General features: G+C 63.4%; 22 protein-coding genes. 13 read left to right on the forward strand and 9 right to left on the reverse strand.

Annotated elements, in window-relative coordinates:
• Positions 1-168 precede the first annotated feature (168 nt).
• Entirely contained in the window at positions 169-996 is an 828-nt protein-coding gene (map, locus tag GE253_RS03785) for a type I methionyl aminopeptidase (RefSeq protein ID WP_153202742.1), read from the reverse strand.
• Between the two features lie 206 nt (positions 997-1202).
• Between map and GE253_RS03790 the strand changes: the two genes are divergently transcribed.
• Positions 1203-1898 carry a tRNA-uridine aminocarboxypropyltransferase gene (locus tag GE253_RS03790; RefSeq protein ID WP_153202743.1) on the forward strand — a complete coding sequence of 232 codons (696 nt, stop codon included), beginning with the start codon at positions 1203-1205 and terminating at the stop codon, positions 1896-1898.
• Positions 1899-2003: 105 nt separating this feature from the next.
• Here the strand turns inward: GE253_RS03790 and GE253_RS03795 are convergent, their stop codons facing one another.
• Positions 2004-2174, reverse strand: a complete 171-nt coding sequence (locus GE253_RS03795) for a hypothetical protein (protein WP_153202744.1) — start codon at positions 2172-2174, stop codon at positions 2004-2006.
• 247 nt (positions 2175-2421) lie between these two features.
• Here GE253_RS03795 and GE253_RS03800 point away from each other — a divergent pair, with 247 nt between their 5' ends.
• Positions 2422-3354 carry a hypothetical protein gene (locus GE253_RS03800; protein WP_153202745.1) on the forward strand — a complete coding sequence of 311 codons (933 nt, stop codon included), beginning with the start codon at positions 2422-2424 and terminating at the stop codon, positions 3352-3354.
• Here the strand turns inward: GE253_RS03800 and GE253_RS03805 are convergent.
• Entirely contained in the window at positions 3347-3880 is a 534-nt protein-coding gene (locus GE253_RS03805) for a GNAT family N-acetyltransferase (RefSeq protein WP_153202746.1), read from the reverse strand. The two genes, GE253_RS03800 and GE253_RS03805, sit on opposite strands and share 8 nt — an antisense overlap.
• Positions 3881-4538: 658 nt before the next feature.
• On the opposite strand from GE253_RS03805, the gene GE253_RS03810 reads away from it, so the two are divergent.
• Positions 4539-5378 carry a 2OG-Fe(II) oxygenase family protein gene (locus GE253_RS03810; protein WP_153202747.1) on the forward strand — a complete coding sequence of 280 codons (840 nt, stop codon included), beginning with the start codon at positions 4539-4541 and terminating at the stop codon, positions 5376-5378.
• Between the two features lie 209 nt (positions 5379-5587).
• Here the strand turns inward: GE253_RS03810 and GE253_RS03815 are convergent, their stop codons facing one another.
• The gene (locus GE253_RS03815) at positions 5588-5908 is read right to left on the reverse strand and encodes a DUF1476 domain-containing protein (protein ID WP_153202748.1); all 321 of its coding nucleotides are present in this window, start codon (positions 5906-5908) and stop codon (positions 5588-5590) included.
• A gap of 171 nt (positions 5909-6079) precedes the next feature.
• On the opposite strand from GE253_RS03815, the gene GE253_RS03820 reads away from it, so the two are divergent.
• From GE253_RS03820 to htpG, 6 genes are all read left to right on the forward strand, one after another.
• Positions 6080-6832: an NRDE family protein gene (locus tag GE253_RS03820; protein WP_153202749.1), complete on the forward strand. Its 753-nt coding sequence runs from the start codon at positions 6080-6082 to the stop codon at positions 6830-6832.
• 149 nt (positions 6833-6981) lie between these two features.
• Positions 6982-7746: a phosphoribosylaminoimidazolesuccinocarboxamide synthase gene (gene purC, locus GE253_RS03825; RefSeq protein ID WP_089285938.1), complete on the forward strand. Its 765-nt coding sequence runs from the start codon at positions 6982-6984 to the stop codon at positions 7744-7746.
• A 17-nt stretch (positions 7747-7763) separates the two neighbouring features.
• Positions 7764-8186 (forward strand): hypothetical protein, encoded by a 423-nt coding sequence (locus GE253_RS03830; protein WP_153202750.1) that lies wholly within the window; start codon positions 7764-7766, stop codon positions 8184-8186.
• A 56-nt stretch (positions 8187-8242) separates the two neighbouring features.
• On the forward strand, positions 8243-8485 hold the full coding sequence (gene purS, locus GE253_RS03835) for a phosphoribosylformylglycinamidine synthase subunit PurS (protein ID WP_153202751.1): 243 nt from the start codon (positions 8243-8245) through the stop codon (positions 8483-8485).
• A 180-nt stretch (positions 8486-8665) separates the two neighbouring features.
• Complete coding sequence (locus tag GE253_RS03840) at positions 8666-9169, forward strand: hypothetical protein (RefSeq protein WP_153202752.1); 504 nt, start codon at positions 8666-8668, stop codon at positions 9167-9169.
• A 116-nt stretch (positions 9170-9285) separates the two neighbouring features.
• On the forward strand, positions 9286-11166 hold the full coding sequence (gene htpG / locus GE253_RS03845; RefSeq protein ID WP_153202753.1) for a molecular chaperone HtpG: 1881 nt from the start codon (positions 9286-9288) through the stop codon (positions 11164-11166).
• Between the two features lie 64 nt (positions 11167-11230).
• On the opposite strand, the gene GE253_RS03850 is transcribed toward htpG, so the two are convergent.
• Positions 11231-12175, reverse strand: coding sequence for a LytTR family DNA-binding domain-containing protein (locus tag GE253_RS03850; RefSeq protein ID WP_153202754.1), 945 nt, complete (start codon positions 12173-12175; stop codon positions 11231-11233).
• A 14-nt stretch (positions 12176-12189) separates the two neighbouring features.
• On the opposite strand from GE253_RS03850, the gene GE253_RS03855 reads away from it, so the two are divergent.
• The 3 genes from GE253_RS03855 (at position 12190) to mutS (ending at position 16779) form a co-directional block, all read left to right on the forward strand.
• Complete coding sequence (locus GE253_RS03855) at positions 12190-13371, forward strand: acyltransferase (protein WP_211101328.1); 1182 nt, start codon at positions 12190-12192, stop codon at positions 13369-13371.
• A gap of 98 nt (positions 13372-13469) precedes the next feature.
• A complete protein-coding gene (locus GE253_RS03860; protein ID WP_173012472.1) occupies positions 13470-14003 on the forward strand; it encodes a PAS domain-containing protein in 534 nt (177 codons plus the stop codon).
• A gap of 115 nt (positions 14004-14118) precedes the next feature.
• Positions 14119-16779 (forward strand): DNA mismatch repair protein MutS, encoded by a 2661-nt coding sequence (mutS, locus tag GE253_RS03865; RefSeq protein WP_153202868.1) that lies wholly within the window; start codon positions 14119-14121, stop codon positions 16777-16779.
• A 175-nt stretch (positions 16780-16954) separates the two neighbouring features.
• On the opposite strand, the gene GE253_RS03870 is transcribed toward mutS, so the two are convergent.
• The gene (locus GE253_RS03870; protein ID WP_153202756.1) at positions 16955-17653 is read right to left on the reverse strand and encodes a DUF1194 domain-containing protein; all 699 of its coding nucleotides are present in this window, start codon (positions 17651-17653) and stop codon (positions 16955-16957) included.
• Between the two features lie 17 nt (positions 17654-17670).
• On the reverse strand, positions 17671-18801 hold the full coding sequence (gene mutY, locus GE253_RS03875) for an A/G-specific adenine glycosylase (protein WP_153202757.1): 1131 nt from the start codon (positions 18799-18801) through the stop codon (positions 17671-17673).
• On the opposite strand from mutY, the gene GE253_RS03880 reads away from it, so the two are divergent.
• Complete coding sequence (locus GE253_RS03880) at positions 18800-19282, forward strand: DciA family protein (RefSeq protein WP_153202758.1); 483 nt, start codon at positions 18800-18802, stop codon at positions 19280-19282. The genes mutY and GE253_RS03880 overlap by 2 nt on opposite strands.
• Before the next feature lie 286 nt (positions 19283-19568).
• On the opposite strand, the gene GE253_RS03885 is transcribed toward GE253_RS03880, so the two are convergent.
• Both GE253_RS03885 and GE253_RS03890 read right to left on the reverse strand, forming a co-directional pair.
• On the reverse strand, positions 19569-21161 hold the full coding sequence (locus tag GE253_RS03885; RefSeq protein WP_247878449.1) for a peptide ABC transporter substrate-binding protein: 1593 nt from the start codon (positions 21159-21161) through the stop codon (positions 19569-19571).
• A 103-nt stretch (positions 21162-21264) separates the two neighbouring features.
• Positions 21265-22854 (reverse strand): peptide ABC transporter substrate-binding protein, encoded by a 1590-nt coding sequence (locus GE253_RS03890; RefSeq protein ID WP_173012473.1) that lies wholly within the window; start codon positions 22852-22854, stop codon positions 21265-21267.
• Between the last annotated feature and the right edge of the window lie 71 nt (positions 22855-22925).

The following is a 22925-nucleotide window of genomic DNA, read 5'->3' on the forward strand; positions in this document are numbered from 1 at the left end:
TTGAGGCCTGTTCGAGCCGTTGTCGTTCTTCTGAAACCTCAGCTTCTCACTACCGTCATTCCCGCGCAGGCGGGAATCCAAAATCCGCGCTGTTGTATGGATTCCCGCCTGCGCGGGAATGACGGCTAACAACTCGAAAAGCCTGAGAAATCTATGGAGAGACCCCGATCAAGGCTGATTGGTGTAGGGCGGCTTGGTGTAACCGGCGGGCGACAGGGTGAAAATCTCAAACCCGTCCTTGGTGACGCCGATGGAATGTTCGAACTGGGCCGACAGGCTCTTGTCCCGCGTCACGGCCGTCCAGCCGTCCGACAGCACCTTCACGGCATAGCCGCCAGCATTGATCATCGGCTCGATGGTGAAGAACATGCCTTCTTCCAGCACTGCCCCCCGGCCCTTCTGGCCGTAATGCAGCACCGACGGCGCATCATGGAAGACGCGGCCCAGCCCATGGCCGCAGAAATCCCGCACCACCGAATACCGGAAGCTCTCGGCATAGGATTGGATGGCGAAACCGATATCGCCCAGCGTGGCCCCCGGCTTCACCACGGAAATGCCGCGCATCATGGCATCATAGGTGACATCAACCAGCCGGCGCGCCTTCAGCGCCACATCGCCCACCAGATACATGCGGCTGGTATCGCCGAACCAGCCATCCACGATGACGGTGACGTCGATATTGGTGATATCGCCAGTGACCAGCCGCTTGGGCCCTGGAATGCCGTGGCAGACGACATGGTTGATGGAGATGCAGGAGGCCTTGGTATAGCCCTTATAGCCGACGGTGGCGGACGTGCCGCCATTATCGATGACATATTGCAGGATACGGTCGTCCAGCTCCTCCGTCACCGCACCGGGCACGACGAAGGGGGTGATGTAATCCAACGTCGCCGCCGCCAGACGGCCGGCGCGGCGCATCCCTTCGAAATCCTCCGGCTTGTGGATCTTGATGGGGCGCCGCTCTTCATAATCGTCGGCGATATCGCTGTCGGTCATCACGTCTGCTTGCTCTCTGCTTTACCTGAAACCGGTCCGCTGCGGTCGGACCCTCTCTGGCCTTGACCTTACACGCCCCACGCCACCGCGTCCAACCCCCGCCAGGGCGGGAGGCGCCATGCGGTCGGGCGCAGGGCCGGGCAGCAGCCAAGGCAGGACCATTTTCAATGAAACCGGCCGGCACCTGCGCTATGGTTTGCCCCATCATGACCGACGACCTGATCCTGCCGCCCCCGCCCCCCCCGCCGGAACCCTGCCGCATCTGCGGCAAGCCGGAAGATCTTTGCCTGTGCGCCGAGCTGGAGCCGGAGAAGACCCGCCTGCAGCTTCTGATCCTGCAACACCCGCAGGAACAGGATGTGGAGCTGGGTACGGCCCGCCTGCTGTCCGGGCAGATTGAAGGCTCGGTGGTGAAGGTCGGCCTCTCCTGGCCCTCCCTGTCCAAGGTGCTGGGCCGGCAGGTGGAGCCCAAACGCTGGGGCGTGCTGCATATGGGCAGCAAGGAAGAGGTGGCCAAGGTGGCACGCGGCGGCGTCGCCGTGTTTGGTCGCAAGGACGTGTCGCCGGACAGCGACCTGATCCTGGCTGATCTGGAAGGCATTGTGCTGATTGACGGTACCTGGAGCCAGGCCAAAACCCTGTGGTGGCGCAATGCCTGGCTGCTGAAGCTGCGGCGCATCGTCATCCACCCGGATTTCCGTTCCGCCTATGGCACCGTGCGCAAGGAGCCGCGCCGCGAAAGCGTCTCCACCCTGGAGGCCGGGGCCTTTGTCTTCGGCAAGCTGGAAGGCGATCCCGGTTTGCAGGCCCGCCTGCTGGAACCGTTTGAGGAATTGCTGAAGCGCTGGCGCAACCGCCGCCGTCGCCCCGGTGCCAAGCCGGCCCCGGTGGCGGAGGGCTGATACCTTAGAGCGGATCGCGGAAAAGCGGAATCGCTTTGGAGCGTGAATCCGCTCGCAGAACAAGGACTTAGAGCCGGGTGCGTTTCCGTTTAAACGCACCCGGCTCTAAAACGGCCCGAACAGCTGATAGAACAGGCCGACGCCCAGGAAGATCGCCAGCCAGAGGGCGATCTTCCACAATAATCCCTCACGCGGGAAGCTGCGTCCGTTCCTGAACAGCAGGAAGGCCAGCACCATCACGGAAGAGACAAGGGCGAGCAGCTGATTTTCTGTCATGACCGCCGATGTGGGGTGCCCCCTGCCCCACATCAAGACGGGCTGCCCCCTGTTCCTCGTCATTCTACGGCATAAGAGTTGCTTAGATCCGGATATCCTCCCCGTCAGAACGGGGGTCCGGGACAAGGTCTTTATGGGGGAAGCCGCCGGATCAGCTGAATTCTCCCCCTTCCCTGCCAGAGTGAGGTCGGCAAAGCCTGCCCCCTGGTGATGGGCAAATTTTGCCCGGCAGCAGCAGGAAGTGACCATGGATATCCGGTCCTTGCTCGCCAGCCGCACGCGCTGGCAACCCGCAACGGAAACCGCCGCCACCAAGGCCAGCCAGGGGGTGGCGGATACCGACGCCAGTACGGGCGCCAGCAGCACCAGCAGTGTGAGCGGCGACACCAGCAAGACGGGCCAGAAGGGGGGCCTGACCGGCACCGGTGGCAGTACGCTGGGGCCCTTGACGACCCTGGCCATGCCCTCCGCCGACAGTGTCGCCGCCGATAAAAAGCAGCTGGGGGATGAGTTGAGCATGACGCTGGCCATTGCCGGCATCAAGACCACCCCGCCCATTGAATTTTCGACCGACCCGAGCGGCAATGTCACCGTCTCTGACAGCGACCCGCGCGCCGGCGACATCCGCAAGGCGCTGGACAATCAGCCGGAGCTGAAACAGCGGCTGAACAAGCTGGTTTCCGACGCCCAGTTGATGGAACATGGCTACGCTGTGCAGGGCTGGTACAGCCAAGTAAATGCCGGCACCTCGGGCGAACAGGCCAACAAGAATCTGATCGCGGCAGCCAATCAGATTGACGCCGCCAAGGGCTTCACGCTCGGCGATGAGGGCTTGAGCCTGGATGTGGAGGGCATGGGGGCCAAGCTGATGCAGGCCGACGCCGCCCCGCCGTCGGATGATGAGAAGATGTGGCGTGAAACCCTGCGCCTGACCAACCGTAAGCGCGCCAGCGGCGTCACCGCCGCCGCCAAAGAGGAAAATCAGACCGAACAGGCAGAGGCCAAGGAGCAGACGCGCCGGAAAGGCAAGGCCCTGGGCAAGCCGGACGACGACATGGCGACGCAGAACAAGGAAGAGATTCAGCAGGCAGCCGATGCCATTTTCCGCAAGGCCGAGCTGGGCCTGGCCGCCATCGGCCCTGCCAAGACCAGTGGGGCTGAAACGGTCGCCCTCAGCTGAGCTGTTCCCGCAACGGCGGCTGCGGATTCTCATCCAGCAGCAATTGCAGGAAGGCCAGGTCCAGCCAGCGGCCGAACTTGGCCCCTACCTGCGGCATCAGCCCCACCTGGCGGAAGCCCAATTCCACATGCAGGCGGATGGAGGCGGCATTGCCCGCCTCAATCCCCGCCACCATCACATGTTTGCCCAGATCCCGCGCCCGCCCGATCAGGGCCAGCATCAGGGCCCGGCCGATGCCGCCACGCCGCCGGTCGCCGCGCACATAGACAGAATGTTCCACCGTGTGGCGATAGCCATCAAAGGCCCGCCAATCCCCGAAGGAGGCATAGCCCAGAACGACGCCATCCGTGTCATCCACCGCCACCAGCACCGGATAGCCCAGCCGCCGCCGGTCTGCCATCCAGGCCACGCGATTGGCCGCATCCACCAATGTTTCATTCCAGATGGCGGTGGTATGGGCCACGGCATCATTATAGATGGCGGCAATCGCCCCGGCATCCGCCGGGGTGGCATCACGGATCAACATGGTGTTCGGACTCCCCGGTTACAGGCCGATGCTTCATCTACTCTGCTGGGATGGTGGATGCGATGGAAAAACAAGGGAGAAGACCGAAGGACAAGCTTTTCGGAATGAGGCATAATCCAGCTATTCCCTTTCTGCGCGAGATGGGCTATTCGAAAGCCGCAGTTAAAGGCGCGAACGTGGCGGAATCGGTAGACGCCGCAGACTTTAATTGGAGTGCCCCCGTGGAAACGCGGGGAGTAGAACCGCCCAAATTCGGGGAACGCTAACGGCCTCACCGCCTAAGCCAATCCCGAGCCAAGCCAGCCTCCGGGCTGGAAGGTGTAGAGACTAGACGGGGGGCACCTAACGCCGAAAGGCCATGGTGAAGGGATAGTCCAGACCACGAACGCCATCTGGCGGCGGCGAAAGTCGAAGTGGTATGAAAATCTGCTTCCTGTATGGGAGTGCGGGTTCGAGTCCCGCCGTTCGCACCACCCCCCTTTTGTTCTCAGCCGCTGGTTCCGGAAAGCCCGAGATGGGTGCCATTTCCGGCCATCGCCATTTCGACCTTTCTGCCGCTCTCAATGGGTCGGGCCGCGCCTATTGACGCCACCCGCCGCCCCATGGTGATAGTGCGCCCAACCTTCCCCGACAATATGGACACCGAGGGCGGACCCCCATGTTCAACATCGCCACCGTGGATTTTCAGGCGCCCGATGCCGCCGAACAGTTCGTGCGTTCCATGCATGAAACCGGCTTTGCCGTGCTGCGCAACCACCCCATCGATACCGGCCTGATCGGCGACCTGTACAAGGTCTGGGCCGATTTCTTCGCTTGGGATGGCAAGCATGAATACACGTTCGACCCGCAGTTCCAGGATGGCTATTTCCCCTTCAAGTCGGAAAATGCCAAGGACAGCGCGGTCAAGGATTTGAAGGAATTCTACCATGTCTATCCCGCCCGCCGGCTGCCGCCGGGGGTGGAGGATGCCACGCACCGCATGTACGACGATCTGCGGGGCCTGGGCGACCGGCTGCTGGGCTGGATTCAGGATCAAGTGCCGGCCGCCGTGCGCGACAGCTTTTTCGAGCCGCTGCCCCATATGATGGAAGGGTCAGACCGCTCGCTGTTCCGCATCCTGCATTACCCGCCCATCGGGGAAGGCTATGAGCCCGGCGCCGTGCGCGCGGCCGCGCATGAGGATATCAACCTGATCACCCTGCTGGTCACCGGGTCGGAACCCGGCCTGCAGGCACAGGATACGGCCGGCAACTGGCATGATGTGCCGTGCGATGCCGGGATGATTGCCGTCAATGGTGGCGACATGTTGAAGCTGGCTTCGGGCAATTACATCCCGGCCACGCCGCACCGGGTGGTGAACCCGCCGCCCGAACATAATGTCTCGCGCTATTCGATGCCGATGTTCCTGCATCCGCGCGCCAATGTCCGCCTGTCGGCGGAACTGACGGCGGGCGAATTCCTGGACCAGCGCCTGCGCGAAATCGGGCTGAAGAAGTAAAAGGTGAAGAGAAAGGGCCGCCCGACATCAGACGGACGGCCCCTTTATCTTACCCCAATCTTCCTTGATCGTAATCGATCAAGGAAGATTTCGTGTTCCCTCATGCGCCGGGCGGCGGCATCCGCCGCCTTGGCTTACGCGCCACGAGGTGCGGGCCGGCAGTCGCCGGCCTCCACTCCGCCTGAAGGAGACCTTCTAGCAGAGTGGCATTACTCAGCCTGCAGCTGCTGCCTGGCCTTTTCCAGCAGCACATCCATTTCCTTTTCGATCCGGTGTTCGGAGATATCGACGCCCTTGGCCTGGAAATCGGCCAGCAGCTTGCGAACGATATCCTTGTGGCCCGGCTCCTCGAAATCCACATTCACCATCAGCTTGCCATAGGCTTCGGCATCCTCGCCGGTGATGCCCATCTGCTCGGCGGCCCACAGCCCGATCAGCTTGGCGCGGCGGGCATAGACGCGGAACTGCAGTTCCTGATCGTGCTTGAACTTGTTTTCGAATGCCTGCTCGCGATCATCGAACGTGGTCATATCCACTTCCTCTGTAAGCCGGGCGTAAACGCCCCTCTGGGATAATCCGCTTATATACCGGACCTGTGCCATGCGCCATGCTTGCGGCATGACCCGTTGGTCAGGCATTGACCTGCATCACAGCGGCTGGAAAATTTGTTTGGCAACCGGAACGTTTTCTCGGGAGAGATCATGTGCAGCATCATCCTTTTGCGCCGCCCCGGCCATGATTGGCCGCTGATCCTGGCCGGCAACCGGGATGAGATGGTGAACCGCCCCTGGAAGCCGCCGGCCCGCCATTGGCCCGACCGGCCCGAAGTGGTGGCCGGGCTGGACGAGACGGCGGGCGGTTCCTGGCTGGGGCTGAATGATCATGGCGTCGTCGCCGTGATTTTGAACCGCAAGGACACGCTGGGGCCAGCCCCGGGCAAAAGGTCGCGGGGGGAGTTGGTGCTGGATGCGCTGGACCATGCCGACGCCAAGGACGCCGCCGAGGCGCTGGCCGATCTGGATGGCCGCGCCTATCGCCCCTTCAATCTGGTGATTGCCGATAACCGCGATGCCTTCTGGCTGTCGCTGCCGGCGGATGGCGGGCGGGTGCGGGTGAAACCGATTCCGGTCGGCCTGTCCATGCTGACAGCATCCGACCTGAATGATGACAGTTCCGCCCGGCAGAAATTCTATCGCCCGCTGTTCCAGGCGGCTGCGGTCCCAGACCCGGATAAAGACGACTGGAAAGCCTGGGAGGAGTTGCTGGGCAGCCGCATCTGGGATGGTGATATCGGCCCGCGCGGGGCCATGTGCGTCGTCACCCCCATCGGGTTCGAAACCGGCAGCTCGGCCAGCATCGCTCTGCCCGCCATGGGCCGTTCGGGCGTGCCACCCATCTTCCGTTTTGCCCCCGGTCGGCCCGACCGCACGCCCTTCGCGCCGCTGACCCTATAGGGGACGATACCCTGCACTGACCCGCCCGCATCGCTGGGTGCATTGTATAAAAGCCCCCGGCTTGCTATAGGGAATGACATCGGACCCGGTGGCACCCGCCTGACGGGTCCGTTCCCCTTTTTGCTGGAACGATTGCTGGACACCAACCCATGACCCGACGCCGGCGCATCTACGAAGGCAAGGCGAAGATTCTGTATGAGGGCCCCGAGCCGGGTACCCTGGTCCAGTACTTCAAGGACGACGCCACGGCGTTCAATGCCCAGAAAAAGGGCACGATCACCGGGAAGGGCGTGCTGAACAACCGCATCAGCGAATATCTGATGCAGAAGTTGGGCGAAATCGGCATCCCCAACCATTTCGTGCGCCGCCTGAACATGCGTGAGCAGCTGGTGCGCGAAGTGGAGATCATCCCGATCGAGGTGGTGGTCCGCAATATCGCCGCCGGCAGCCTGACCAAGCGGTTCGGCATCCCGGAAGGCACGCCGCTGCCCCGTTCCATCGTCGAATATTACTTCAAGAACGACGAGCTGGGCGACCCGATGGTCTCCGAAGAGCATATCACTGCCTTCGGCTGGGCCGCCCCGCAGGATCTGGACGACATGCTGTCGCTGGCGCTGCGCATCAATGATTATCTCAACGGTCTGTTCCTGGGCATCGGCCTGAAGCTGGTTGATTTCAAGGTGGAATTCGGCCGCCTGTTTGAGAATGAAGAGATGCGCATCATCCTGGCGGACGAGATCAGCCCGGATAATTGCCGTCTGTGGGACGCCAAGACCAACGAGAAGTTGGACAAGGACCGCTTCCGCCAGGATCTGGGCAATGTTGCCGAGGCCTATCAGGAAGTGGCCCGCCGTCTGGGCATTCTGCCGGAAGCCGGCCCCGGCGACCATACCGCACCCAAGCTGGTGCAGTAAGGGACAGGCGACAGGGCATGGACCGGTTGCGGCCCCTGCCTTTGTTGCTGGCTTACGCTGATTTTGTGTTGATGCTGGGGCTGGAACTGGCTTTTGCCGTTCCGGCCCTTTTGCATTTGCCGGCCACCGACTGGACGCTGAATATCCTGACCGATGGGCGGGCCTGGCTGCTGGTGCCTCCGCCCTTTTGCTGGCTGGCCATGGCGATATGGCCGGCGGCGGGGGCCAAGGGGCATCTGGCGCGGCACCTGCGGGCTCTGGCGCTCTATGCTTTGGCCATCATCGGCTTTTTTGCCGCCATCCGCCTGTCCGTCCCCTGGGGGGAGGGTGTGAAAATCGCCTGCCCGGTGATCTATGCCGCCGGCACGGCACTGGCCCTTCTCCATCTGGGGCAAGGCTTCCCTGCGTTGCGGCGCTATCTTTCCAGGTCGCCAAGCTGACTGGTTTTTGCTATCCCACCGCCATCGATTTCTGCCTCAAGACAGCGGGTGCCCCCATGAAGGCCAAAGTCATCGTCACCCTGAAGAACGGCGTGCTGGACCCCCAGGGCAAGGCCATTGGCCATGCGCTGACCAATCTGGGTTTCGAGGGCGTGGGCGAGGTTCGCCAGGGCAAGCTGATCGAACTGGAAGTGGCCGAGACCGACCCGGCCAAGGCCAAGGCCCAGATTGAGGAAATGTGCCGCAAGCTGCTGGCCAACACCGTGATCGAGAATTATTCGGTCGAGCTGGTGGGCTGATTTCCCAAGCCGGCCCTGGTCGGCGGGAAGCACGTGATAAGGGGCGCGTCTGGCACCGGCTGGACGCGCCTTTTCCATTTCAGTGTCGATGAGATTGAGAAAGCGGCCGCTTCAGCGTAGAGACGATGGTTAAAGGGCCGATGCCGGGGTGCCGGCCTGCCATTACAAGGATGGGGTTTCATGCGCGCTGCCGTCATTGCTCCGCTGTCGCTTGCCACGCTGCTGCTGGGCAGCCTTGCCCATGCCACGCCTGCCGATGTGCTGAAATGCACGGAGGTGAAGGAAGATGCAGCCCGGCTGGCCTGTTATGACCGCACCGTTCCCGCCTTGCGTGCCCTGCCGCCGGCGCTGTCCTCGGCCGTCCAGGCCCCGAAGCCCCCTGCCCCGCCCGTGCCGCCCGAACAGCGTTTCGGCGCTGAACGGCTGAACAAGGCAGACAAGCCGGCCGCCATGGCGGAGGATGTGGAGACCATCACCGCCACCCTGAAGGATGCCTATGAACGCAGTCCCGGCCGCTGGGTCTTCACCCTGGATAATGGCCAAGTCTGGCAGCAGGTGGTGACGCAGACCCTCTACGGTGTGAAGCCCGGCCGCAAGGTGACGGTCGAGAAAGCCATCCTGGGCAGCTATAACCTGCGGGTCGAAGGCATCAAGGCGCTGATCAAGGTTTCCCGCGCTAAATAGCCCCAACGGTTGCGCTTCCCCCCTTGCGCCGCACCCCCTTCTGTCCCATATCGACAGCCGGCTGCGGCCCATTCCGGCCGCCTGTTGCATGACCACATGATGAGAGACGAGAAGCGATGAGCGAGGAACGGCTTAGTTTCCAGGCCGAGGTCAGCCGCCTGCTGGACATGGTGGCCCACAGCCTCTACTCGGACAAGGAAGTCTTCCTGCGGGAATTGATCTCCAACGCATCGGACGCCTGCGACAAGCTGCGCTATGCGGCACAGACCGATGCGGTGCTGATGGAAGGCGACCCGGATTTCAAGATCCGGCTGGTGATTGACAAGGATGCCGGCACGCTGACCGTGACCGATAACGGCATCGGCATGAACCGGCAGGATCTGGTGGATAATCTGGGCACCATTGCCCGGTCCGGCACGTCCGCCTTCGTCAAGAACCTGTCGGGTGATGACAAGAAGGATGTCAGCCTGATCGGCCAGTTCGGCGTCGGCTTCTATTCTGCCTTCATGATCGCCGACAAGGTGGATGTCTATTCCACCCGCGCCGGTGAAAAGCATGGCTGGCTGTGGAGCAGCGACGGCAAGGGCAGCTTCACCGTGGCCGAGAGCGCCGATGCGCCGGCCCGTGGCACCCGCATCGTGCTGCATGTGAAGGCGGACGAGAAGGATTTCCTGGACGAACTCCGGCTGCGGTCGGTGGTGAAGAAATATTCCGACCATATCGCCGTGCCCATCCTGCTGGGGGAGGAGACGGAATCGGTCAATGCCGCCAGCGCGCTCTGGACCCGGTCGAAGTCGGAGATCAGCGAGGAACAGTACAAGGAATTCTATCACCATGTCGGGCACAGCTTCGATGATCCGTGGCTGACCCTGCATTGGCGCGCCGAAGGGGTGATCGAATATACCGGCCTGCTGTTCGTGCCGCAGCAGCGCCCGTTCGACCTGTTCGACCCGCGCCGCGCCCATCATGTGAAGCTCTATGTCCGCCGCGTCTTCATCACCGACGAAGCGGAAGGGCTGGTGCCCCCCTATCTGCGCTTCCTGCGCGGCGTGGTGGACAGCGAAGACCTGCCGCTGAATGTCAGCCGCGAGATGCTGCAGCACAACCCGGTGCTGGCCAAGCTGAAGGCCGGCATCGTCAAGCGCGTGCTGGGCGACCTGAACAAGAAGGCCGCCGATCCCGACCAGGCCGCCGATTATGCCCGTTTCTGGGATGCCTTCGGCCCGGTGCTGAAGGAAGGCCTGTATGAGGACTTCACCCACCGCGACGATCTGCTGAAGCTGCTGCGCTTCCGCACCACCGCCAGCAATGGCGAGCTGGTGAGCCTGGAAACCTATATCGGGCGGATGAAGGAAGGCCAGGACACGATCTACTACATTACCGGTGAGGATGCCGCCGCCCTCGCCAAGAGCCCGCAGATCGAAGGCTTCCGCGCCAAGGGCGTAGAGGTGATGCTGCTGACCGACCCGGTGGATGAATTCTGGCTGGGCTCCGTGCGGGAGGCCCAGGGCAAGAGCTTCAAGTCCGTCACCCGTGGCGGGGCCGACCTGTCCAAGATCAAAGGCACGGACGGCGAGGAAAGGAAGGACGAGGCCGAGAAGCCGGCGGAAGGTGATCTTTCTTCCCTGATCGCCCTGCTGAAACTGACGCTGGGTGACGCGGTGAAGGATGTCCGCCGGTCGGAACGGCTGACCGACAGTGCCGTCTGTCTGGTGGCCGATGATGGCGATATGGATATCCACCTGCAGCGCCTGTTGAAGCAACATGGCCAGTTGGGGGCGGATGCCGACGCCAAGCGCGTGCTGGAGCTGAACCCCAGCCACCCGCTGATCCGCCGTCTGGCGGAAAAGGCCGGGCAGGAGGGTGCCGCCGACGCGCTGGAAGATGCAGCCTATCTGTTGATGGATCAGGCCCGCATCGTGGAGGGCGAAACCTTGCCCGACCCGGTGGCGTTTGCCCGCCGCATGGCCAGCTTTGTTGAGCGCGGCCTGGGCTGATTGCTGGGCAAGGGATGATTGCCTGAAATGAGATGGCGCCGGCCTGCACAGCCGGCGCCGTTTTTCATCCTCCCCGCAGCGTTGCGAGTGCTGTGGGGTAGCGGCGGGAGGCGGGAATGGTGCGGCTGTCGGAGAGGGTGAGGCTGTAGTCGCCGGAACCATCCGGCAGCAGCGCCCGTACATGGGCCGGGTTCACCAGCCAGGACCGGTGCGGCCGTACCAGGCCATGGGGCGACAGATCGGCCAGAAGCTGGGTCAGGGTGGCCCGCATCAGCAGGGCGCGGCCATCGGCCAGCAGAAATTCTGCATAATTGCCGGCCGACCGCACGGCCAGAATATCGGCCACCGACACCCGCCACAACCGCGCCCCGTCACGGATGTCAAATTGAGCTGGTGCTATAGGAGTGGGCATGTTTGTCGTGACCGGTGACGGCATTCCCGTATCATTTTCTGGCCTGACACGTCCCAAACCTGTCGCCACGAAGATCGCCGCGAGGACGATATAGGTGATGGCATCCTTGCGGAATTCATAGAGCATCACGTCAGGCGACAGGCGGAAATGGTAATTCAGGTCGAACAGCCAGGAACAAAGTTCCCGCAAACCCGCCATTCCCACCACATGCAGGGTGGAGAACAGCAGCAAGGCCGGCAGATGGGCCAGCGCCTGCCGGCCCCAGGGCGCTGACAGCGGTGCCCGCGCCAGTGCCAGGGCCGGCAGGATGCTGGTGGCCAGAATCATGATGCCGCTGCTGCCTTCCAGCATGGCGATGAACCACCAGGAAAGCGGCTTGCCGGCCCATTCCCCTTCCTGCACCGCCGTCATCACGTTGAAGCTGTTGGAGAGCAGGACCAGAAGGGCCAGCAGCAGATAGGGGCGGGGGCGGAACGGGTTGCCGCCCGTCCCCCAGCGGGTGCCGCCTGTCCCCGCCATCACCGCCGCAGTGCCCGCCATCCCGTCAGCCTTGCCGGCGGGGGCGTTGCCGCGCCAGTCAGGGCCATCGGCAACCAAACCTGATCTCTGCGATGACCATGGCAACCGCACCTTCACCCGCCCCCGTTCCTGATGGCACCCCCACCCGGCTGGATTTCCTGGATTGGGTCCGGGTGGGGGCCTTCGGTCTGTTGATCTTCTACCATATCGGCATGTTCTATGTGAGCTGGGACTGGCACGCCAAAAGCGACCATGCCAGCCCCTGGGCCGAGCCGCTGATGATGCTGTCCAGCCCCTGGCGCCTGACCCTGCTGTTTCTGGTCTCCGGCATCGCCACCCGCTTCATGGCCGACCGACTGCCGCCTGGAATTCTGGCCCGGTCACGTTTGATACGGCTGGGTATCCCGCTGCTGTTCGGGATGGCCGTGGTGGTGCCACCGCAATCCTATGTCGAGGTGGTGGAGAAGATCGCCTATCCCGGCAGCTATTGGCAGTTCTGGGGACAATATTTGAGTTTCTATCAGGGCTTCTGCCGGGATGGCGATTGCCTGACCCTACCCACCTGGAACCATCTCTGGTTCGTGGCCTATCTGCTGGTCTATACGCTGATCCTCAGCATGTCATTAATGATTAACCGTGACTGGTCACGTTCAATATCGCTGTTCCGCTGGATGAATGGGGCGGGGCTGTTGGTTCTGCCCTGGCTGGTGCTGGCGGGGCTGCGTGTGGGGCTGGCACCCCATTTCCCGGTCACCCATGCGCTGATTGATGATTGGTACAACCATGCCCTGTCATTCTCGGCCTTTATGTTTGGCTTTGTCCTCGCCCGTCGGATGAAGGTCTGGGCGAATGCTGAACGGCTGCGCTGGGCCGCCCTGGTTCTTGGTTTGGCCGCCTATGCCGGGTTGCAGCTCTATTACACGGCCTATGCCGACAGCGAGCCACCGGAAGCGCTGCGCATCGCCATGCGCTGCACCTATGCCGCCCAGCAATGGGGCTTCATCCTGGCCATCCTGGGCTTTGCCCGGCGGCACCTGAACCACCGGCCACCGATTCTCCCTTATTTATCACGCGGGGTCTTCCCCTTTTACATCCTGCACCAGACGGTGATCGTCTGTGCCGGCCACGGCCTGAAAAAGCTGGGGCTTCCGGCGGGTTGGGAATTCGCGGCCCTGGTGGCGCTGACCCTGGCCGCCTGCCTGGGTGGCTATGAAATCATCCGCCATGTGCCTGTGCTGCGCCCCCTATTCGGGCTGCCTTATGCAAAAGGTTAGGTTCGGCTAAGCAATTCTTTACGGATGCCGTTCCAGACTGTCCCCAGGAAGGCCGCGGGGCGGCGATGGCGCGGGGTTTCATCTTGGGTTTGGCGGCAATGGTGCAGAGAACGGATACGGCCTTGGCCGACCTGCCGGACAGCCGGCTGCGCCAGCTCGTGGATTATTGGCGCGCGCGGCGGGGCGAGCGTATGGCCCCGCCGCGCGCTGCGTTGGACCCGGTGGATATTCCGGACCTTTTGCCATGGTTGGCAATTTTTGATGTAACCGATCACGGATTCCATACAAGATTAGCCGGAACCGGGCTGGAGGGTATCTGTGGCCGCACCCTCACCGGCCTTGTGCTGGACCATGAATCCGCCCATCCGCTGGAACTGACCCTGTTTTCCTGGCTACGCCAGTCATGCGACCAGCGGGCGCCGATGCTGGTGCAGGCCACGCTGGCTGGCCCGCGCACCCGGTTGGTGCTGCAGGGCGTGATGCTGCCCTTGTCTGGCGATGGCGACCATATCGACAAGCTCATCTGCGGTTGCGTCGCCTTGGGCGGTCTGCCGCTTCCCGGTGCGGGGCGGCGGGTGGGCATGGCGCCGCCTACCCTGGTGGAATTCAGCGCCCACCGCCTGGAGGTTTGAAGCGGGCCCGTCTGCGGTGCTAGGTTGGCGCCTTTCCGCCCCGGCATCCGACGGACCCAGACCCCAAGTGCGACAGACCAGCCAAGCCGCCCCCGCCGCCAGCCCCGTTTCCCCGATGATGGTCCAGTATCTGGACATCAAGGGGCAGCATCCGGGTTCGCTGCTCTTCTATCGCATGGGCGATTTTTACGAACTGTTCTTTGACGATGCCGTGCAGGCATCGGCGGCGCTCGACATCACGCTCACCAAGCGCGGCCAACATCAGGGGGAGGAAATCCCCATGTGCGGCGTGCCAGTGCATTCCCATGAACAATATCTGCTGCGGCTGATCCGCCAGGGTTTCCGCGTCGCCATCTGTGAACAGACGGAAGACCCGGCAGAGGCGAAGAAGCGCGGCTCCAAATCCGTCGTCCGGCGGGAGGTGGTGCGCGTCGTCACCCCCGGCACCATCACCGAGGATGGCTTGCTGGATGCCCGGTCCAACAATTATCTGGCCGCCCTGGCCGAGGCCGGTGGCGAAGCCGGGCTGGCCTGGCTGGACCTGTCCACAGGGGAACTGACCCTGGCCCCGGTGGAACGCGCCGGGCTGGGGGCCGCCCTGGCAAGGCTGGCACCGGGGGAGGTGCTGCTGCCCGAACGGCTGTTCCAGGCGGACGAACTGGAACCCGTCTGGGCGGAATGGCGCAACCGGCTGACCATCCAGCCCAATGCACGGTTCGACAGTGAGAATGGCCGCCAGCGCCTGCTGTCGCTCTATGGCGTCGGCACGCTGGATGCGTTTGGCGCCTTCAGCCGGGCGGAGGTGGCCGCCGCCGGCGCCCTGGTCGATTATGTCGAACTGACCCAGAAGGGCCGGCTGCCGCGCTTTGACACGCCGCGTCGCCAGGGGGCGGGCCAGGTGCTGGAAATCGATCCCGCCACCCGCCGCAACCTGGAACTGACCCGCACCATGACCGGCGATCGGCGCGGCAGCCTGCTGGCTGCCATCGACCGAACCGTGACCGGTTCCGGTGCACGCCTGCTTTCTGCCCGGCTTTCAGCGCCGTTGACAGATCCGGCACGCATCGCCCGCCGGTTGGACATGGTGACGCTGCTGGTCGAACAATCGCATCTTCGCCTGGATATCCGCGCCGAACTGGGCCAGACACCCGATATGGAGCGTGCCCTGTCACGCCTGACGCTGGATCGTGGCAGCCCGCGCGATCTGGCCAATATCCGTGACGGTCTGGCCCGCGCCGTGGCCATCCGGGGGCGGCTGGCCTATGGCGATGCCGGGCCGCTGCCGGAAGGTCTGGCCCGCGTCGCCGATGGGCTGTTGGGGGGAACCGGGGCCGATCATGAAGCGCTGATCGACCTGCTGTCCCAGGCATTGGGGCCGGAACTGCCACTGCTGGCCCGCGACGGCGGTTTCATCGCGGCGGGATATTCCGCCCCGCTGGATGAATTGAAGGGGCTGCGCGACGACAGCCGCCGGCATATTGCCGGGCTGCAGGCGCAATATGCCGACCAGACGGGCATCCAGTCCCTGAAGATTCGGCACAATAACGTGCTGGGCTATTATATCGAGGTCACGGCCACCCATGCCGACAAGCTGATGTCGGAAAAGCACCGGGCCGATTTCATCCACCGCCAGACCATGGCGGGGGCGGTACGCTTCACCACCGTGGCCCTGTCGGAACTGGAACGCAAGGTGGCGGAGGCCGGTGATCGGGCGCTGGCGCTGGAACTGGAGCTGTTCGCCAAGCTGGTGGCCGAGGTGGTGGCCAAGGCCGATTTCATCGCCGCCACCGCCCGCGCGCTCGCCACGCTGGATGTGACGGCAGCCCTGGCCGAGCTGGCGGTGGACCGAAACTGGTGTCGCCCGCACCTGACCGATGACCTGACCTTTGAGATCAGCGGCGGCCGGCATCCAGTGGTGGAAGAGGCGCTGGCCGAACAGGGCGGCGGGGCCTTTGTCGCCAATGATTGCGGCCTGTCGCCCGGCCAGCGCCTATGGCTGCTGACCGGTCCCAATATGGCCGGTAAATCCACCTTCCTGCGCCAGAATGCGCTGATCGCCGTGCTGGCGCAGATGGGGGCCTATGTGCCCGCTGCCAGCGCCCATATCGGCGTGGTGGACAAGCTGTTCAGCCGTGTGGGGGCGGCGGACGATCTGGCGCGCGGCCGCTCCACCTTCATGGTGGAAATGGTGGAGACGGCCACCATCCTGAACCAGGCGACCCGCCGATCGCTGGTGATTTTGGATGAGATCGGGCGCGGCACGGCCACCTTTGACGGGCTTTCCATCGCCTGGGCCTGTGTGGAACATCTGCATGAGGTGGCGCGCTGCCGGGGCCTGTTCGCCACCCATTATCACGAATTGACGGCGCTGGCCGCCAAGCTGGCCGAGCTTTCCTGCCACACGATGCGGATCAAGGAATGGCGCGGCGAGGTGGTGTTCCTGCATGAGGTGGCGGCCGGTGCCGCCGACCGTTCCTATGGCATCCATGTCGCCCGGCTGGCCGGCCTGCCCCCGGCGGTGATCCAGCGGGCTGAACAGGTGCTGAAAATCCTGGAGAAGGGGGATCAGGCCAGTGCGGCGGCCCGGCTGGCTGATGATCTGCCATTGTTTGCCGCCCTCAACATGCGCCCCGCACCGGCCCCGGTGATCACTGCGGCCGAACCATCAAGGGTGGAAGAGGCCCTGCGCGCCGTGAACCCGGATGAACTGACACCGCGTCAGGCGCTGGAGGAACTTTACCGGCTGCGCGGGTTGCTGGGGGATGCCAAGGGGTGAGGCCCGGTTTCAGTGTTTGCTCGGAAAACGACTGTGTTTTCCGATGCCTTGCGACCTCACACCGTCATTCCCGCGAAGGCGGGAATCCAAAATCCGCGCTGTCGTATGGATTCCCGCCTTCGCGGGAATGACGGTTAAATGACTGTAAAATTGTAAGAAACTCATAGACGAACTCTCAGGCGATCTCCGTCACCAGCTTGCCCAGGAAAGAGGCGGCGAAGGATTCCAGCCTATCGGCGCTGCGCACAAAGGCACCGTGACCGGTAATGAGCTGGTCGGTATAATAATCCTCCAGCCAGTCATATTCATTGAGAATGGCCAGCGCATTGACGCCGACATTGGCCGCCGCCGCATAGCCGCGGGCCGAACGCGGATCGATGCCGGCATTGCTGAAACCGTTGGAAACGACATCCAGCGTGCGCTTGTCCGTTTCAAACGGAGCCTTGTCCAGCAGGGCCACGGCCTGCACCACCGCATCGCCCAATGCTGTGGAGCCGCCCATGGCGACACCGGGCACGGCATCAATGGCGGCGGCAAAATCGCTGCAATCCTGCGGGCTGTGCAGCCGACGCCAGGGCACCAGGGTGGTCAGCGTCTCCGGCCCGGCGAACTGGGCCAGCATCACCCCGATGGCGTGGTTGCGCCCATCGCCCACGGCACCGGCCACAGCCGGGTCACGAAAGGCGGTGGCATGGCCGCGCAACTGGAAATCCAGCAGGCGCGGATCAATGCTGGCGGAGGCATCGACCGCCAGCATCAGCGCCACATCCACCCTTCCCAGGCTGCGATCCTGGGCACGGGCCGGCACTGCCAGCGACAGAGCCGCCGGGGCAAGCGCCAGGGAGGTCAAAAACGCGCGTCTTGTCGGGGCCAAGATGGCTTCCCCTGGGGTCAGGCGCCGCCCTTGGCCAGGGCGTGGCGCAGAATTTTCCGCATCACGGTCGGTAATGCCTCTTCCCCCAGCGCATCGGGCGCGACCCAGCGCAAATCCGTTGCGGGCGGGCTGGTCTTGATGCGGCCGGCCATGACGGCAATCTCGAACTCGAAATGGGTAAAAGTATGACGCACCAGACCGGGCAGCGGCTGCCATGCCACCCCCGCCACCGGAGCATGGGGCAGGGCCTGGGTATTTCCCGGCATGGGGGCAGCCTCCCACGGGGTCGATGGCACCTCCATCATGCCGCCCAGCAGCCCGCGTTCCTCCCGCCGGCGCAGGGCGATATGGCCTTGCGCGTCGCTCAGGACAAAGGCCACGGCCCGGCGCACCGGTTTGGCTTCCTTGGCCTGTTTGGCCGGCAGTTCGTCGGCAATGCCCAGGGCGCGGGCCTGGCACGGTTCCGCCCAGGGGCAGAGGATGCAGCGCGGCTTGCGCGGGGTGCAGATGGTGGCCCCCAGATCGAACAGGGCTTGGGTATAATCACCGGGCCGCCGGGCGGGCACCAGCGCGGCGGCATGGGCCTTCAGAATCGGCTTTGATCCCGGCAGCGGATCGGTAACGGCGTATAACCGCGCCATCACCCGTTCCACATTGCCATCCATGGCGGTGGCCGGCTGGTCAAAGGCGATGGCGCGGATGGCGGCGGCCGTATAGGCGCCGATGCCGGGCAGGGCCAATAGTGCCTCCTCCGCCATCGGGAAGTGCCCGCCATGCTCCGTCGCCACCACCTGGGCGCATTTATGCAGGTTGCGGGCGCGGGCATAATAGCCAAGCCCGGCCCAAGCGCGCAGCACATCATCCAGATCGGCGGCGGCCAGATCGGTGACGCGGGGCCAGCGGGTCAGGAAATCCTGGAAATAGGGGCCGACCGTGGCCACCGTCGTCTGCTGCAGCATAATTTCTGACAGCCAGACCCGGTACGGGTCCGCCACCTCCCCCGCCAGAAAGCGCCAGGGCAACACACGGCGGTGCCGGTCATACCAAGCCAGCAGCGGCGGCGGCAGGGCACCATCCCCACCTTGCCCCTGGTCAAGGGCCGCTGGCTTTGCTTTGATGGTGGCCTTGGGCTTGGATGCGACGACCATGAATCAAACCTACCGCAATGCACCGGTGCGGCTGGGCCGCACCTTGAAGGATGTGGCCGGCAAGGCGCTGGGCAAAAACGGGCTTGCCTTTGGCGCATTGCTGACCGATTGGCCCAGCATCGTCGGTTCCCGTCTGGCGGACCAGACGTCACCGATGAAACTGGTCTTCCCGGCAGCGCAGCGGGAAAATGCCACCCTGCATCTGCGCGTCACCGGCCCCGCCGCCCTGCTGGTCCAGCATGAAGAACCGCTGATCATCGAAAAGATCAACGCCTTCATGGGCTGGCGGGCGGTGGCGCGGTTGAAACTGGTGCATGGGGGCCCGGTTCTCAAGACCAAAAGCTACAGTATCGCGCCGGTCCGCCGGCTTTCCCCGGTGGCGGAGGCCAAGCTGCATGACAGCACGGCAGCGGTGGAAGACCCGGAATTGCGCGAGGCGCTGGAACGGCTGGGCAGGGCGCTGGGGGCGACGGGGGTTTGAGGCTTGGTTCAATGTTTTAGGGGGAGTTGGGGGTGGGCGTTTCCACTGGCGCCGCCGTTTTTTGCGCCAAGTATTGGGGTTGACCGACGACATTGGCCATTTCACCACCGTCGCCCCGGCGCAGGCCGGGGTCCAGGGGCCACGAGCGCTTTGCTCTACGAAACTGGACCCCGGCCTGCGCCGGGGCGACGGTGGTAGAAGGTGGATGCTGATGGGGCCAGAACGGGTCAAGGGCAAGGAGGCGAGCCCCCACACTCTTGACCCAATGGTCAACCTTTCCCCACCCTTACGGCGTCAGTTCCAGATATTGCGACAGGTTAAAGTCCGTCGGGTTGGGCACCCAGCCCTTCAGCTTGGGGCTCACCAACCGGCGGCGGGTATTATGGTGCAGGGTGATGATGCTGTTGCTTTCCAGGGCCAGCGTTTCGGCCTTGGCCAGCAGTTCGGCGCGCTTGACCGGGTCGGTCTGAATATTGGCTTCATCCAGCAGCTTGTCGAAATCCGCACTTTTATAGCCGGGCAGGTTCTGCTGTTCCACGTCGCTGCGGAACAATTGCAGGAAGGAATTGGCGTCCGGATAGTCACCGATCCAGGCGTAATAGAGCACATCCTTATAGGCCTTCTCATTGCCGATATTGGCAACGACGCGGAATTCCTGGTTGTTCAGGTTGGTCTGCACGCCCAGCTTCTGCTTCCACATGGCGGCCACGGCGACATTCACCTTGCGGGTATTGTCGCTGGTATAATGCAATATCTCCACTTCCGGCAGCACTTTGCCGCCGGGGCCGTAACCGGCTTCGGCAAACAGCTTTTTCGCCATGGCATCGCGTTCGGCCTGGGTCTGCCGGGTCCAGGGCAGGCGCGGCGGCTCATACCCGCCAACATTGCCGGGGGGCGTGAAGCTCCAGGCCGGCAATTCCCCGCCACCGATCACCTTTTGGGCAATCACCTCCCGGTCGATGGCCAGCGCCAGGGCGGCGCGCAGCTTGGGGTTTGATTTCCACGGCTCATGCGTCAGGTTGAACGAGAGGTAGTAGGTGGAATAGGTCGGGCCGGCGATATAGGCATCTTTCAGGTTTTCCTGCGCCCATTTGATCTGGGCATTGGGCAGGGTGGCCGTGCTGTCCAACTCGCCAGCGCGGAATTTCTTGAATTCCGTTTCCTGGTTATCGATGGGGTAGGAGAAGACGGTGTCGATCTTCACCTTGGCCGCATCGTAATAATAGGGGTTCTTCACTTCCTTGATATGGCTCTGCGGCACATTCTCGGCCAGCATATAGGCGCCATTGCTGACCAGATGGCCGGGGGCGGTAAAGCTCTCCCCGTACTTTTCCAGGCTGGCCCGGTTGAGTGGGAACAGGGCCACATGCTGCAATGATGCCAGGAAATAGCCGGTGGGCTTGGTCAGCGTCACCTTCAGCGTATGATCGTCCACCGCTTCCACGCCCAGGCTTTCCGGCGGCTTCTTGCCGCTGGTGATGTCCTGCCCATTCACCATGGGCCAGACGAAATAGGCATAGGGCGACGCCGTCTTCGGGTTGGCCAGCCGCCGCCAGGCATAGACGAAATCTGCCGCCGTCACCGGGCTGCCGTCTGACCATTTGGCATCGCTGCGCAGCTTGAACGTATAGACCTTGCCATCGGGGCTCAGTTCATAGCTGGCGGCGACACCGTTGCGGCGCTGGCCCTTGGCGTCCAGGGAGAACAGCCCCTCGAACAGGTCATAGATGATGAAGGCGGCGGGTTGCAGCTCCGACTTGGTGGGGTCCAGCGTGTCGGGGGCGGCGGCGGTGCCACGGCGATAGATCATCTCAGCCGCCGCCGGCTGGGTCAGCAGGATGCCGGCAAGGCCGACAGCGGCAAGGATTGTCCGTTTCATGGGCATGGATGGCTCGATACTTTCTGGGGACGGAGAGACAACTGCCACTGTCGTCTTGGGCCCCGGCTTGGCCGCCGGGGTCGATCTTGTCGGAAGGGCTGCTTCAGCCGATATCCAGCCAGCGGGACGGGTTCTGGTCCAACGGGGTCGGCTGCCAGCCCTTCACCTTGGGCGATACCAGCCGGCGGCGGTTATTATGGATGATCGGGGCAACCGGGAAATCCGCCTGATACATCCGCTCCGCCTCGCCCAGCAGGGCGGCGCGGCGGGCGGGGTCCAGGCTGGCATTGGCCTCGTCCAGCTTCTGGTCGTAAGCCGGGTTTTTGTAGGCGGAGAGATTCTGCTGCTCCACATCGCTGCGCAGCAATTTCAGGAAGTTGATCGGGTCGGGGAAATCGCCGACCCAGCCATAATAGATCACATCCTTATAGCTTTTCTGGTTGCCGATGCTGGCCACCACCCGGAATTCCTGATTGTTCAACTGGGTCTGTACGCCCAGCACCTGCTTCCACATGGCGGAAACCGCCACCATGATGCGTTTGGAATTCTCGCTGGTAGAATGCAGGATCTCAATCTCCGGCAGCACCTTGCCGCCGGGGCCGTACCCAGCTTCGGCAAACAGCTTCTTGGCCATGGCATTGCGGTCGGCCTGGGTTTTGGCCCGCCATTCCGGCTGCGGCGGCTCATATCCCGCCACCTTGCCGCTGGGCGTGAAGCTGTAGGCCGGCAGCAGATCGCCATTCATCACCTTCTCGGTGATCACCTCCCGGTCGATGGCCAGCGACAGGGCGGCGCGTAGCTTGGGGTTCGACTTCCAGGGCTCATGCGTCAGGTTAAAGGCCAGATAGAAGGTGGAATAGGTCGGCGTTGGCGTATAGGCGTCCTTCGCCTCCGTGCGGGCCCAGTTCACCTGGGTCACGGGCAGGTTATAGGTGGTGTCCAACTCCCCGGCGCGGAAGCGCTTCAGTTCCGTATCCAGATTTTCCGTCACGAAATGATAGACGGTGTCGATCTTCACCGCCGCCGCATCATAATAATGCGGATTGCGCACCAGCTTGTAATGGGTCTGCGGGATCATTTCCGCCAGTTGATAGGCACCGTTGGAGATGGGCTTGGCCCCCTCTGGCCCTGGCTTCACCGGCGACAGCGACTGGTGCGACAATTGCCCCAGGAAATAGGCGGCCGGCTCCTTCAGACTGACCTTCAAGGTGCGGTCATCCAGCGCGGTGACGCCCAGCGCCTCCAGCGGTTTGCGCCCGGCGGACACGTCGGCACCATTTTCCAGCACCCAGACGAAATAGCCATAGGGGGAGGCGGTTTTCGGGTCGGCCAGCCGGCGCCAGGCATAGACGAAATCGCCCGCCGTCACAGCACTGCCATCCGACCATTTACCATTGGCGCGCAAGTGGAAAATATAGGTCTTGCCATCGGGCGAGACCTCCCAGTTTTCCGCCGCACCCGCCTTGGGCTCCCCATCGGGGCCGGGGGTCAGCAGCCCTTCATAAAGATCGTAGATGACGAGGGAGGAATTATGCAGTTCCGCCTTGCCAGGGTCCAGCGTATCGGGGGCGGGGCCGGTGCCCCGGCGCAGCACCTTGCCGTCAGCGGCGAAAACGGGGGGGACGGTGCCGGCCAGCGCCAGGGTCAGGGCGCTGCTTGCCAGAAAGGAACGGCGGGAAACGGAATGCTGCATCTTGGCCTCTCTCTTGGGGGCGATTGCGTGAAACGCTAAGCGCAACCGTGGTCTTGCGCAACGATATGGTT

Origin of the sequence: Niveispirillum sp. SYP-B3756 (assembly GCF_009495745.1) — a bacterium.
GTDB lineage: Bacteria > Pseudomonadota > Alphaproteobacteria > Azospirillales > Azospirillaceae > Niveispirillum.

Bases quoted from the DNA above. Each gene is read 5' to 3' on its own strand.
- GE253_RS03805 (WP_153202746.1), bottom strand. From the start codon at position 3,880: ATGTTGATCCGTGATGCCACCCCGGCGGATGCCGGGGCGATTGCCGCC.
- mutY (WP_153202757.1), bottom strand. From the start codon at position 18,801: ATGGTCGTCGCATCCAAGCCCAAGGCCACCATCAAAGCAAAGCCAGCG.
- purC (WP_089285938.1), top strand. From the start codon at position 6,982: ATGACCCGACGCCGGCGCATCTACGAAGGCAAGGCGAAGATTCTGTAT.
- GE253_RS03820 (WP_153202749.1), top strand. From the start codon at position 6,080: ATGTGCAGCATCATCCTTTTGCGCCGCCCCGGCCATGATTGGCCGCTG.
- GE253_RS03815 (WP_153202748.1), bottom strand. From the start codon at position 5,908: ATGACCACGTTCGATGATCGCGAGCAGGCATTCGAAAACAAGTTCAAG.
- GE253_RS03890 (WP_173012473.1), bottom strand. From the start codon at position 22,854: ATGCAGCATTCCGTTTCCCGCCGTTCCTTTCTGGCAAGCAGCGCCCTG.
- GE253_RS03880 (WP_153202758.1), top strand. From the start codon at position 18,800: ATGAATCAAACCTACCGCAATGCACCGGTGCGGCTGGGCCGCACCTTG.
- GE253_RS03795 (WP_153202744.1), bottom strand. From the start codon at position 2,174: ATGACAGAAAATCAGCTGCTCGCCCTTGTCTCTTCCGTGATGGTGCTG.
- GE253_RS03790 (WP_153202743.1), top strand. From the start codon at position 1,203: ATGACCGACGACCTGATCCTGCCGCCCCCGCCCCCCCCGCCGGAACCC.
- GE253_RS03855 (WP_211101328.1), top strand. From the start codon at position 12,190: ATGACCATGGCAACCGCACCTTCACCCGCCCCCGTTCCTGATGGCACC.
- GE253_RS03830 (WP_153202750.1), top strand. From the start codon at position 7,764: ATGGACCGGTTGCGGCCCCTGCCTTTGTTGCTGGCTTACGCTGATTTT.
- htpG (WP_153202753.1), top strand. From the start codon at position 9,286: ATGAGCGAGGAACGGCTTAGTTTCCAGGCCGAGGTCAGCCGCCTGCTG.
- GE253_RS03885 (WP_247878449.1), bottom strand. From the start codon at position 21,161: ATGAAACGGACAATCCTTGCCGCTGTCGGCCTTGCCGGCATCCTGCTG.
- purS (WP_153202751.1), top strand. From the start codon at position 8,243: ATGAAGGCCAAAGTCATCGTCACCCTGAAGAACGGCGTGCTGGACCCC.
- map (WP_153202742.1), bottom strand. From the start codon at position 996: ATGACCGACAGCGATATCGCCGACGATTATGAAGAGCGGCGCCCCATC.
- GE253_RS03800 (WP_153202745.1), top strand. From the start codon at position 2,422: ATGGATATCCGGTCCTTGCTCGCCAGCCGCACGCGCTGGCAACCCGCA.
- GE253_RS03810 (WP_153202747.1), top strand. From the start codon at position 4,539: ATGTTCAACATCGCCACCGTGGATTTTCAGGCGCCCGATGCCGCCGAA.
- GE253_RS03840 (WP_153202752.1), top strand. From the start codon at position 8,666: ATGCGCGCTGCCGTCATTGCTCCGCTGTCGCTTGCCACGCTGCTGCTG.
- GE253_RS03860 (WP_173012472.1), top strand. From the start codon at position 13,470: ATGGTGCAGAGAACGGATACGGCCTTGGCCGACCTGCCGGACAGCCGG.
- mutS (WP_153202868.1), top strand. From the start codon at position 14,119: ATGATGGTCCAGTATCTGGACATCAAGGGGCAGCATCCGGGTTCGCTG.